10 protein-coding genes, 1 pseudogene and 2 riboswitches are annotated in these 11,914 nt (G+C 73.2%); of the genes and pseudogenes, 7 read left to right on the top strand and 4 right to left on the bottom strand.

Annotated features, from left to right (window positions below; genetic code table 11):
- From BJF77_RS10550 to BJF77_RS10565, 4 genes and pseudogenes are all read right to left on the bottom strand, one after another.
- Positions 1 to 146: DUF4383 domain-containing protein (locus BJF77_RS10550; RefSeq protein ID WP_139318529.1), on the bottom strand; the 146-nt coding region annotated here is incomplete at its 3' end.
- Between the two features lie 150 nt (positions 147 to 296).
- Complete coding sequence (locus BJF77_RS10555) at positions 297 to 1,715, bottom strand: LLM class flavin-dependent oxidoreductase (protein ID WP_139318530.1); 1,419 nt, start codon at positions 1,713 to 1,715, stop codon at positions 297 to 299.
- Positions 1,716 to 1,791: 76 nt separating this feature from the next.
- Positions 1,792 to 1,906, bottom strand: a riboswitch (SAM riboswitch).
- Between the two features lie 84 nt (positions 1,907 to 1,990).
- A complete protein-coding gene (locus BJF77_RS10560; RefSeq protein ID WP_075872156.1) occupies positions 1,991 to 2,455 on the bottom strand; it encodes a CoA-binding protein in 465 nt (154 codons plus the stop codon).
- Between the two features lie 342 nt (positions 2,456 to 2,797).
- Positions 2,798 to 3,370: pseudogene (locus tag BJF77_RS10565) on the bottom strand (maleylpyruvate isomerase N-terminal domain-containing protein); the annotation flags it as partial.
- Positions 3,364 to 3,467: riboswitch (SAM riboswitch) on the top strand. Its footprint overlaps the pseudogene before it by 7 nt.
- Before the next feature lie 5 nt (positions 3,468 to 3,472).
- Here BJF77_RS10565 and BJF77_RS10570 point away from each other — a divergent pair.
- From BJF77_RS10570 to BJF77_RS10600, 7 genes are all read left to right on the top strand, one after another.
- Complete coding sequence (locus tag BJF77_RS10570; RefSeq protein ID WP_047802826.1) at positions 3,473 to 4,315, top strand: ABC transporter ATP-binding protein; 843 nt, start codon at positions 3,473 to 3,475, stop codon at positions 4,313 to 4,315.
- An 86-nt stretch (positions 4,316 to 4,401) separates the two neighbouring features.
- The gene (locus BJF77_RS10575) at positions 4,402 to 5,442 is read left to right on the top strand and encodes an aliphatic sulfonate ABC transporter substrate-binding protein (RefSeq protein WP_075872141.1); all 1,041 of its coding nucleotides are present in this window, start codon (positions 4,402 to 4,404) and stop codon (positions 5,440 to 5,442) included.
- Positions 5,439 to 6,326 (top strand): ABC transporter permease, encoded by an 888-nt coding sequence (locus BJF77_RS10580; protein ID WP_075872142.1) that lies wholly within the window; start codon positions 5,439 to 5,441, stop codon positions 6,324 to 6,326. Before BJF77_RS10575 ends, BJF77_RS10580 begins: the two co-directional genes overlap by 4 nt.
- 67 nt (positions 6,327 to 6,393) lie before the next feature.
- Positions 6,394 to 8,520: an AMP-binding protein gene (locus BJF77_RS10585; protein ID WP_075872143.1), complete on the top strand. Its 2,127-nt coding sequence runs from the start codon at positions 6,394 to 6,396 to the stop codon at positions 8,518 to 8,520.
- 417 nt (positions 8,521 to 8,937) lie between these two features.
- Positions 8,938 to 9,390, top strand: coding sequence for a hypothetical protein (locus tag BJF77_RS19505; protein WP_083665102.1), 453 nt, complete (start codon positions 8,938 to 8,940; stop codon positions 9,388 to 9,390).
- 41 nt (positions 9,391 to 9,431) lie between these two features.
- Positions 9,432 to 10,145: a 2Fe-2S iron-sulfur cluster-binding protein gene (locus BJF77_RS10595; protein WP_047802816.1), complete on the top strand. Its 714-nt coding sequence runs from the start codon at positions 9,432 to 9,434 to the stop codon at positions 10,143 to 10,145.
- Between the two features lie 81 nt (positions 10,146 to 10,226).
- On the top strand, positions 10,227 to 11,840 hold the full coding sequence (locus tag BJF77_RS10600) for an SLC13 family permease (RefSeq protein ID WP_075872157.1): 1,614 nt from the start codon (positions 10,227 to 10,229) through the stop codon (positions 11,838 to 11,840).
- Positions 11,841 to 11,914: the final 74 nt, after the last annotated feature.

Raw genomic sequence — 11,914 nt, forward strand, 5'->3', positions numbered from 1 at the left:
ATGAGCTGGTCGTAGTTCGTGGTGATGCCGGGGATGAACCCGGCGATGCCCACGAGCAGGAAGACCGCGCCGTACAAGAGAGCGGCGGTCTGGACGGGCGAGCGGTGGGTGGTCCGGCGGTCCGGCCGGGCGGCGGGGGTGGTCATGGTGGTGCCTCGCTTCCTGGGTGTCTGCGGTGGTCCGGGTACGGATCCCGGAGGGGCGGACGTTCATGGAAAGCATGCTTGGTACCACCAGCGTACTGCGCCGGCGTCCGAGATCAAACGTTGCGGCGGACCTCCCTGGTCACGGACGGGTCAGGACACGAGATCGCGGGCGGGGGTGTCCGCGGCGGACGGCTTCCCGGCGTAGGCGCCCCGGTACCGCGCGGCCGGGTGGGTGTCGAGCACCTTGGTCTGTCCGGCGCCGTAGACGTTCTCGCGCAGCGTGGTGCCCTCGTAGGCGGTGCGGTAGCGGCCGCGCTTCTGCAGCTCCGGCACGACCCACTCCACGAAGTCCTCGAACGAGCCCGGGGAGACGTGGTAGGCGAGGTTGATGCCGTCCAGGCCGCCGTCGTCGATCCACCGCTCCAGCTCGTCGGCCACCGTCTGCGGGGACCCGACGATCGGCACGCCCATCCCACCCATCGAGATGTGCTTGGCGACCTCCTTGACCGTCCACTTCTTCTTCGGGTCCGCGGTGGTGAACGGGGTGAGGAAGGACTGGATGGAGTCGGTCTTGATGTACTCCAGCACGTCGTTCTCGTCGTAGCGGCCCAGGTCCACCCCGGACCAGCCGCCCACCAGGCCCAGGGCGCCGTCGGCGTCCGCGTACTGCTCGTAGTCGCGGCGCTTCTGCTCGGCCTTCGCGTCGGTCTCGTCGACGATCACGTGCAGCATGGCGAAGATCTTGAGGTCGTCCCGCCCCCGGCCCTGGGCCTCGGCCTCGTCGCGCAGCTTGTCGGTGACCACGCGGGTGAGGTCCGGGCGGATGCCGCCCACGAACACGGCCTCCGCGTGCCGCCCGGCGAACGCGCGCCCGCGCGAGGAGGCACCGGCCTGGAAGATCAGCGGGGTGCGCTGCGGGGACGGCTCGGTCAGCCCGATGCCCGGCACGTCGAAGTACTTGCCGTGGTGCTGGATGGGGTGCACGAGGGACGGGTCGGCGAAGACCCCGTTCCTGCGGTCGCGCTTGACCGCGCCGTCCTCCCAGGACCCCTCCCACAGCTTGTAGCAGACCTCCATGAACTCCTCGGCGATCTCGTACCGCTCGTCGTGGGAGATCTGCTCCGTCAGTCCGTGGTTCTCGGCCGCGGACTTCAGGTAGGACGTCACCACGTTGAAGCCGATCCGACCCCTGGTCAGATGGTCGAGGGTCGCGAACTTCCGCGCCAGCGGGTACGGCTGCTCGTAGGTGATGGCGCTGGTCACCCCGAAGCCGAGGTGCTTGGTCACGGCCGCCATCGCGGAGATCTGCATGAACGGGTCGTTGACCGGGATCTGGGTGGCGTCCTTGATCACCGGCGCCGCGGAGTTCTGGTAGACGTCGTAGTAGCCGACCACGTCGGCGAGGAACATCGCGTCGAACAGGCCCTTCTCCAGGACCTGGGCGACGTCCGTCCAGTACTCGAGGGTGTTGTACTCGTCGGCACGGGAGCGCGGGTGCTTCCACAGGCCCGGGGCCTGGTGCCCCACGCAGGTCATGTCGAAGGCGTTCAGGGCGATGCGCTTGCTCACAGGGACCTCCACGGTCGATCACCGACCCGCGCCCGTGCGTCGTGAAGACCTGCTCGCGGGTCCGACGCACTCAGGGGCGCCGTACTTGCCGCGGGGCGGGTGCGCCGCGGCCCGATGTTCATCTGGGGCACCCCGCTACGGGAGAGGGTTGCCGCCCGACCAGCCAGAGCTTCGCGTCGGGACTCGTCATCGTCGTCGCGGACTAGCTTAGCGGGTCCCCCCGGACGCGGGGCAACCCCTCGTCCTCCCGGTGCGCGGCAGGACCGCGGCAGGAGTCAGACCGGCGGCGCGAGCGGCGGGGTGCGCCGCGGGTCCAGCGTCCAGCCCTGCCGCAGCCGCGCCCCGAGCTCGATCAGCGGGCACGTGTCCATCACCACGTCCAGCCCGGCGGCGGCGGCGCGGGCCGCGGCCGCGTGGTCCACGACGCCCAGCTGCAGCCACACGGCCCTCGCGCCGGCGGCGACGGCCTGGTCCACGACCGCTCCGACGCGGCGGGAGTTGACGAAGCAGTCCACCACGTCGATCGGCCCCGGGACCTCGGCGAGCGTGCGGAAGCCGGGCTCCCCGTGCACCACCTCGCCCTTCGGGTTGACCGGGACGATCGTCATGCCGAGGTCGTCCCGGATGCGCTTCGCGACCGAGTGCGCGGGCCGGGCCGTGTTCCCGGTCAGCCCCACCACGGCCCAGCGTCCGGGCTGTGTCATCAGGCGGTCGATCACGGCGGGATCGTTGCGGCTCATGCCCCCACCCTGGCACGGACCCGCCCCGCTCGCCCCGATCGCGCCCCACCGTGTCCCGAGATTGCAGGTCCCGGCCACCGGCCGCGGGACGCCGACACGTGCAACCTCGGCGGGGGGGCGGAGGTCAGGAGAAGAGGGGAGGAGGTCTGCTTCCGGGCCCAGCTGGGCCCGGTCCTGGGCGGGCAGGGCCGCCCGGCCGGTGCCCACCCGGGCGAAGTGCTCGTCGCTCCAGTGCTCGGGCGGCTCCCGCTCCCACAGGTCGATGAGGACCCGGCGGACCTCGGCGAGCCCGTCCACCGCAGGCCCCGGGCAGCCCTCCAGGTGCTCGATGAGGTCCAGGTGGTGCACCGTGGCCTCCACCGCCAGGGTGCTCAGGAGGTCGTCCACGCGGAGCACGTGGCCCTGGGTGCGGACCGTCCCGCCGGGCCGGCAGTGCTCCGCCGCGTGCACGAGCGCCCGTGCCGACTCCCGGTAGTGCCCCCGCAGCTCCTCCCAGTCCGGGTACAGGCTCGCCGCGGCCCGGGTGCGGCGCCGGACCTCGGCGGCGGCCGCGGCATCCGCGCCCCGGTACGCCCAGTAGGTCGCGGCGTCCCGGTCCGGGCGGGCCGTGGTGGGCGTGTGCAGGGCGACCAGCCCGCGCACCGCGTCCGCGGCGCAGTGGTGGGCGAGGTCCCGCACCGACCACCCGCGGCAGCCGGTGGGCGCCCAGGAGTCGTCGTCACCGAGCCCGTCGAGGACCGCCGCGAACGCCGTGCAGGCGTCGCGGACCAGGTCCGCCCGGGTCGAGGTGTGCCGGCTCGTCATGGGTCCATGGTGCGGCACGAGGGCCCGACGTGCCACCGTTTTCGACCATGACGGCCCGCGGCGCGATTTGCCACGCGACCCGCGGAGCACGTTCAATGGGGCCGTAACCATCCGGAGCGGCTGAGAGACCTGGCTCGTCGACGTCGCAGCAACCGGCACGGATCCGTCCGATCCCCGTGCGAGGTGCTAATGCCAGGACCGATGGAGTTGATCATGGGCACGTCTCTGCTGGGCTCTGCACCGTCCACCGCCGCCACCGCACCGGCCACCACGAAGCGCGCCTACTCGGTGGCCTTCGAGCACGTCGGCAAGGCCTTCCCGTCCGGCGGGCACAGCCACCACGTCCTGCACGACGTCGACGTCACGGTCCGCCCCGGGGAGGTCCTCGCGATCCTGGGGCCCTCCGGCTGCGGCAAGTCCACGCTGCTGCGGGCCGCCGCCGGCCTCGACACCGCCTCGGCGGGCCGGGTGCTCATCGACGGCACACCCGTCTCCGGGATCGACCCGCGCTGTGCGGTGGCCTTCCAGGAGCCGCGGCTGCTCCCGTGGCGCTCCGTGCGCGAGAACGTCCGCCTGGGCCTGCCCTCCGGGCTGGGCCGGGCCGAGGCCGACGCCGTGATCGACGACCTGCTGCGCCTGGTCGGGCTGACCGCCCACGCCCACCACCGTCCCCGGGCGATCTCGGGCGGCATGGCCCAGCGCGCATCGCTGGCCCGGGCGCTGGCCCGCAACCCCGGTGTGCTGCTGCTCGACGAGCCCTTCGGCGCCCTCGACGCCCTGACCCGGCTGCGGATGCAGGACCTGCTGCTCACCGTCCACGCCGCGCAGCCGACCACCGTGCTGCTGGTGACCCACGACGTCGACGAGGCGCTGCAGCTGGCCGACCGGATCGTGGTCCTGGGCCGCACCGGCCCGACCGCCCCCGCGTCGATCAGCACGGTGCTCTCCGTGCCCGGCGACCGTCCCCGGGACCGGGCCTCCGAGGTCCTCGCCGAGCTGCGGGTGCAGCTGCTCGGCCACCTGGGCGTCGACGCCCACCACCCCGCGACCCGCTGATCCCGCCCCGCTCCCCCGGGTGCGGCGCGGCCCTGCGCCGCGCCGGGTCCGCCCGGCACGCCCACCCCACCACGAAAGGCCCCACCATGCCGCTGTCCCCGCGCCCCGCCCGCACGATTCCCGCCCTGGCCGCCGTCCTGGCCCTGTCCCTGACCGGGTGCATGGCCGGGGAGGGCTCCGGCGGGGCCCAGGCCGCCGAGAAGATCACGGTCGACTGGGCCACCTACAACCCGCTCTCCGTGGTGATCAAGGAGAAGGGCTGGCTCGAGGCCGCCTTCGCCGAGGAGGGCACCGAGGTCGAGTGGGTGCAGTCCGCGGGCTCGAACAAGGCCAACGAGGCGCTGCGCGCCGAGGCGGTCGACGTCGGCTCCACCGCCGGTTCCGCGGCGCTGCTGGCCCGCAGCAACGACACCCCGATCAAGGTGATCGACCTGTACTCGCAGCCGGAGTGGTCCGCGCTCGTCACCACCCCGGGCACCGGGGTGGAGTCCGTGGCCGACCTCGAGGGCCGCACCGTGGCCGCCACCAAGGGCACCGACCCCTACTTCTTCCTGCTCCAGGCCCTCGAGGAGGGCGGGGTGGACCCGGCCGACGTCACGATCCAGAACCTGCAGCACGCCGACGGGCGCTCGGCGCTGGAGAACGGCCAGGTGGACGCCTGGGCCGGGCTGGACCCGATCATGGCCGCCGCGGAGCAGAACGGCGCCGAGCTGTTCTACCGCAACGTGGACTTCAACACCTACGGCTTCCTCAACGCGCACGAGAACTTCCTCGAGGAGCAGCCCGAGGCGGCGCAGACCGTGGTGGACGTCTACGCCTACGCCCGGGACTGGGCGCTGGCCCACCCGGAGGAGACCGCGCAGCTGCTGGCCGACGCGGCCGGGATCGAGCTGTCCGTGGCCGAGCAGGTGCTCGAGCGCACCCACCTGGACATCGACCACGTGCCCGGCGAGCAGCAGCTTGCCGTGCTCGAGAAGGTCGGCCCGATCTTCGTGGACTCCGGTGACGTGTCCGGCCAGGAGCAGATCGACGAGGCCCTGGCCGGCCTCGTGGAGAGCTCCTACGCCGAGGACGCCGACGCCGCCCGCGTGGCCGAAGCCGCCGAGGGCGCGGAGGCCGGGCAGTGACGTCGCCGCTGAGCCCGTCCGGGGAGGCCGTCCGCACCGACCGCGCCGGCGCCGAGCAGGTCGTCGGCGCCGAGCCGGCCGTCCACGCCGACGACCCGGGCGACGCGCCCGCCGCCGTCGCGGAGCCCCGCCGCCGTCCCCTGCTGCGCGCGGGGCTCGGCCTGCTCCTGCCCGCGGCGCTGCTGGTGCTGTGGCACGTGGTGTCCACCGCGGGCGTCTTCAGCCCCGTCCAGCTGCCCGCCCCGCTGACGGTCCTGGCCGCGGGCGCCGACCTCCTGTCCCGGGGCGAGCTGTGGACGCACGTGGGCATCTCCACCCAGCGGGTGCTCATCGGCTTCCTGATCGGCGCCGGGCTGGGCCTGGCGGCGGGCTCCTTCATCGGGCTCTCCCGCCGGGGCTCCGCGCTGGTGGGCCCCACGATCGGCGCCTTCCGCGCGGTGCCCTCGCTGGCCTGGGTGCCGCTGCTGCTGCTGTGGATCGGCCTCGGCGAGGACTCCAAGGTGACGCTGGTGGCGATCGGGGCGTTCTTCCCCGTCTACACCACCGTCTCGGCGGCCCTGCAGCACGTGGACCGCAACCTGCTCGAGGCGGCCCGGGCCTTCGGGGTGCACGGGCTGCGGCTGCTCACCACGGTGCAGCTGCCGGCGGTCATGCCCTCGGTCATCTCGGGGCTGCGCCTGGCGCTGGCCCAGGCCTGGCTGTTCCTGGTGGCCGCGGAGCTGCTGGGCGCGTCCATGGGCCTGGGCTTCCTGCTCACCGACTCGCAGAACAACGGCCGCACCGACCGGCTGCTGCTGGCGATCGTCCTGCTGGCCGTGCTCGGCAAGCTCTCCGACGCGCTGCTCGGCGTGTTCGAGAAGTGGGCCGTGAAGAAATGGGCCTGACATCACCGTCTGGCACAGTGGGCACACACCGGGCACGCCCGTGCCGCCAGGAAAGGACCGCAGCACCGTGAACGCCAGCTGGAGCGACCCGCTCTCCCCCACCCCGAACCCGGCCCTGGTCTCCGACGCGGCCCGCGTCGCCTTCTGGGAGGGCCAGGCCTCCCGGCTCGACTGGGCCGAGCCGTGGACCACGGCGCACCGGTTCGAGGGACCCCGGCGGATCGGGCAGGACGCGGAGGGCCGGCCCACCTGGTCGGTCCCGGAGCTCGCGTGGTTCGAGGGCGGGAAGCTCAACGTGGCGCACAACTGCGTGGACCGCCACGTCGAGGCGGGCCGCGGCGCCCACGTGGCCCTGTACTACGAGGGCGAGCCCGGCGACCGGCTCGTCTACACCTACGCGGACCTGCAGCGCGAGGTCTCCCGGGCGGCCAACGCCCTGCTCGCCCTGGGCGTGACGCAGGGCGACCGGGTGGTGATCTACCTGCCGGTGATCCCGGAGACCGTCATCATCACGCTGGCCTGCGCCCGGATCGGCGCCGTGCACTCGCTGGTCTTCGGCGGGTTCTCCGCGGAGGCCCTGCGGTTCCGCGTCGAGGACACCGGGGCGAAGGTGCTCGTGACCACCGACGGGCAGCACCGGCGCGGGGCCGTGGTGCCCGTCAAGGCCGTCGCCGACGAGGCGTGCGGCGGGGACAACGCGATCGAGCACGTCGTCGTGGTGCGCCGCACCTCCCGCCCGGGCCGCAGCGACCTGCCGCGCGGCACCCGGGGGACGCACTCCAAGGAGGAGGACGCGGTCCCGTGGACGCGCGGGCGCGACGTGTGGTGGCACGAGCTGGTGGCCGAGCAGTCCGACGTGCACGAGGCCGAGGCCTTCGACGCGGAGAGCCCGCTGTTCATCATCTACACCTCCGGCACCACCGGCCGCCCCAAGGGCCTGGTGCACACCATGGGCGGCTACCTGGTGCAGGCCGCCTACACCCACGCCCTGCTCTTCGACCTGCTGCCGGACGTGCGCGACGACGAGGGACGGCTGCGGCCCGACGAGCTGTCCACCGTCAACGACCCCGTCAAGGTCGACTCGACCGTGCACTGGTGCACCGCCGACCTGGCCTGGGTCACCGCGCACACCTACGAGATCTACGGCCCGCTGGTCAACGGCGTGTCCGAGGTGATCTACGAGGGCACTCCGAACACCCCGCACTGGGGCCGGCACTTCGAGGTGATCGAGCGCTACGGGGTCACCACCTACTACACGGCGCCCACCCTGATCCGCTCGCTCATGGGCGCGTTCCCGAAGGGCGTCCCCCCGCTCTACAACCTCAACTCCGTCCGGCTGCTCGGCTCCGTGGGCGAGTCGGTCAACCCGGAGGCGTGGCGCTGGCTGCGCGCCCAGCTGGGCCGGGACGAGGTGCCGTTCGTGGACACCTGGTGGCAGTCCGAGACCGGCGCGACCGTGATGTCCCCGCGCCCGCACGACCCGCAGTTCGCGCCCCCGGGGACGTTCGACGACGGCGCTCCGCACACCGCCCTCAAGCCCGGATGCGCCACCCGCGCGGTCCCGGGGCTCTCCACCCGCGTGGTCGACGAGGCCGGGGCGACGGTCCCGCCCGGGGTGCAGGGCTTCGTCGTCGTCGACCGGACCGGGCCGTCGATGGCGCGCACCGTCTGGGGCGATCCGCAGCGCTACCTGTCCTCCTACTGGCAGGCCTACGCCGAGCAGGGCTGGTTCCTCGCCGGGGACGGCGCCCGCTACGACGACGAGGGCGACATCTACATCCTGGGCCGGGTCGACGACGTCATCAACGTCTCCGGGCACCGGCTGTCGACCATCGAGATCGAGTCGGCCCTCGTCACCCACCCGTGGGTCGTGGAGGCCGGGGCCGCGCCCGTGCGCGACGAGCTGACCGGGCACGCGGTGCTCGCGTACGTCGTGCTGACGTCCGAGGCCGGGCGGGTCCCGGCGGACGAGCTGACCGCGGCCCTGCGGGAGCACGTGGCCCGCGAGATCGGCCCGATCGCCAAGCCGCGGGCCGTCGTGGCGGTCCCGGAGCTGCCGAAGACCCGCTCCGGGAAGATCACCCGCCGGCTCCTCGCGCAGCTGTGGGAGGGCGAGCCGCTCGGCGACCGCTCCTCCCTGCAGAACGAGGAGTCGCTCGAGCGCATCGCCGAGGTGCTGGCGGCACGCGGCTGAACCGCCGGGGTGCCCGGCCCCGCGCCGTCAAGCCGGATGACCCCACGTTGAGCCGTGTGACCAGCCCCGCGCCGGACTCCTAGGATGAACACCGTGAGCTCCTCCCCCACCGAGCCCCGCCCCGGACCGGCGCCGCCCCCTCGGCGGAGCTGCCCCGGGTCCCCGTCCCCGCCGCCCTGCCCGAGCTGTCCAGCACCGATCTCAAGCTGGGGATGGCCGGGTCCGGCGCCGTGTTCTCCGGCTACGTGCTGGTGCACATGCTCGGCAACCTGAAGGTCTACCAGGCGAGGAGAAGTTCAACGCCTACGCCGAGTTCCTCCGCACCGCCGGGGCTCCCGTGCTGCCGCGCGGCACCGTGCTCTGGGGGGCGCGCGCGGTCCTCACCGCGAGCCTGGCCGTGCACGTGGGGCCGCCGCGATGCTCACCGCCCGCGCCTGGCGGGCCAACGGCACGCTCCTGCCGCGGCGGCCCCGGAGGCCGCGGGGACGGCGCCGCTCCCCGTGGGAGGTGGCCCGGCGCTCGATGCGCAGCACCGGCGGCGTGCTGGGCCTGTTCACGGCCTTCCACGTCCTGGACCTGACCACGGGGACCCGGCCCGCCGCGTCCCGGGACTTCGCGCACGGCAGCGCCTACGCCAACCTCGTCGCGAGCCTGTCCCGGCCGCCCGTGGCGGTCGCGTACGCCGTGTCGATGGCCGCGCTGGCCGCGCACCTGGTGCACGGCATCCCGGAGATCGCCAACGACATCGGGGCCGGCGCCGACCGGCGCACCCAGCGGCGGCTGCGGATCGGCGCCAACGCCTTCGGCGCCGCGGTGGCCGTCGGCAACACCACGATCCCGGTGGCCGTGCTGACGCGCGCGGTCCGCTGACCCCCTTCCGGACGACCCCCCGACGACAAGGACCCGAGCGAGTGAGCACCTTCTCCCTGACCGTGGACGTGTGGCGCCAGGCCTCCCCGGACGAGCCCGGGCGGTTCGCGACCCACGTCGTCCCGGACGCCGACCCGGACATGACCGTGCTGGAGCTGCTGGACCGGATCAACGCCCAGCGGGAGGCCGCCGGCGAGGAGCCCATCGCCTTCGACGACGGCTGCCGGGAGGGCGTGTGCGGCAAGTGCGGGGTGACGGTCGACGGCGTGGCGCACGGCCCCGAGCGCAACGCCGCCAGCTGCATGCAGCACCTGGGCGCCTACCGGGACGGGGACCGCGTGCGCATCGAGCCGCTGCAGGCGGCCTCCCTGCCCGTGAAGCAGGACCTCTCGGTGGACAAGAAGGCGCTGCGCCGCGTGGCCAAGGCGGCCAAGTTCCCCGTGGCGATGAAGGCGCTGGCCAACGGCGGCTGCATCAGCTGCGGGGCGTGCATCTCCTCCTGCCCCAACGGCTCGGGGCAGCTCTTCGTGGGCACCATGCTGCGGGAGCTGCCGCCGCTGGCCACGAACGACGCCGAGCGCCGGGAGCGCTCCGCGAAGGTGCTCGCCGCGGCCGAGGACGAGTTCGGCCCGTGCTCCCTGCTGGGCGACTGCGTGGAGGTCTGCCCGGCCGGGCTGCCGGTCGAGAACCTCTCGGCGGTGGCGCGGGAGAACCTGCGCAACCGCTTCCCGCGACGGGCCGCGGACGGCGACTGACACGTTCGCGAGCGCCTTGTTCCCCCGGGCCTCGACTGCTACGTTCACGAGCACGACACGACGGAGTGTGAGGTGGATCACGTGAGCGACCAGTCCCGGGGCGTCATACCCGAACAAGGCGAGTTCGACTACGAGCCGGAGGACCGCGAGCCCGCCCGGGCGCCGGTCCGCACGTGGCTGCTGCGCGGGCTGGGGCTGCTGCTGGCCGTGGTCGTGTGGTTCCTGCTGGGCGGAGCGGACGTCTCCGCCGACGCCCGGGTGGTGGGCGCGGTGGCCACGCTGATGGCGGTGTGGTGGATGACCGAGTCCATGCCCCTGTCGGTGACCTCGCTTCTGCCGATCGTGCTGTTCCCGGTGCTCACCGCGCTGGAGGTCTCCGAGGTCACCGCCCCCTACGCCAACCCCATCGTGTTCCTGTTCCTGGGCGGGTTCCTGATCGCGATCGCCATGCAGAAGTGGAACCTGCACCGCCGGATCGCGCTGCTGACCCTGCGCCGGGTCGGCACCCATCCGCGGCAGATCATCCTCGGTCTGATGATCTCCACGGCCTTCCTGTCCATGTGGGTCTCCAACACCGCGACCACCCTGATGATGCTGCCCATCGGGCTGTCCGTGCTCACGCTGGTGGTCGAGAACAGCCGCAAGGGCGCCACCCGCGCCGAGGCGGCGGCGATGGGCGAGGACATCCGGTCGGGCCAGGCCATCAGCGACGTCATCGACGACCGCGACGTGCGCCTGTTCGGCGTGGCCCTGGTGCTGGCGATCGCCTGGGCGGCCACCATCGGCGGCCTCGGCACCCTGCTGGGCTCCCCGCCCAACGCGATCGTGGCCGGCTACATCAGCGAGGAGCTGGGCCGCACCGTGGGCTTCGCCCAGTGGATGATGCTCGGCGTGCCCATCGTGGTGGTCTTCATCGGTCTGGCGTGGCTGCTGCTCACCCGGGTGATCTTCCGCTTCCACCTGGCCGAGGTGCCCGGGGGCCGGCAGCTCATCGACGAGGAGATCGCCGCCCTGGGCTCCATGAGCAAGGGCGAGAAGACCGTGCTCGCCGTGTTCGTCACCGCGGCGTTCTTCTGGATCGTGCCCGGCCTGCTCTCCGGGATCGGCGACCTCGGCGAGCAGCTGCCCTGGCTGGAGATCTTCGACGACACGGTGGTGGCCATCGGCGCCGGCGTGCTGCTCTTCCTGCTGCCCGGGGACAAGCAGGGCAACATGACCCTGGAGTGGAACGACGCCGAGGAGGGCCTGCCCTGGGGGGTCCTGCTGCTCTTCGGCGGCGGCCTGTCCCTGGCCGCCGCCGTGGCCGGCACCGGGCTCGACGCCTGGTTCGGCGCGCAGGTCAGCGGGCTCGGCGCGCTGCCGATCGTCCTGCTGCTCGCGGCGGTGGTCACGATCGTGCTGCTGCTGACCGAGATCACGTCCAACACCGCCACCGCGGCCACGTTCATCCCGATCCTGGGCGGGGTCGCGGTGGGCATCGGGGTGGATCCCATGACGCTGCTGATCCCGGCGGCGCTGGCGGCCACCTGCGCCTTCATGCTCCCGGTGGGCACCCCGCCCAACGCCATCGTCTTCGCCACCGGCCAGGTCAAGATCGCCGAGATGGTCCGCGGCGGCATCGTGCTCAACATCGTGGGCGTCATCCTGATCACGCTCTTCACGGTGCTCATCGGCCCCTTCGCCCTGGGCTGGTGATCTGAGCCGCCCCGGAGCCCGGCGCCGCCGGGCCACGGGCCTCCGCCGGGCCGGGCTCCCGGTCTGGAAGCCGT

The organism is Kocuria sp. CNJ-770, from assembly GCF_001942375.1.
In the GTDB taxonomy this organism is placed as follows: domain Bacteria; phylum Actinomycetota; class Actinomycetes; order Actinomycetales; family Micrococcaceae; genus Kocuria; species Kocuria oceani.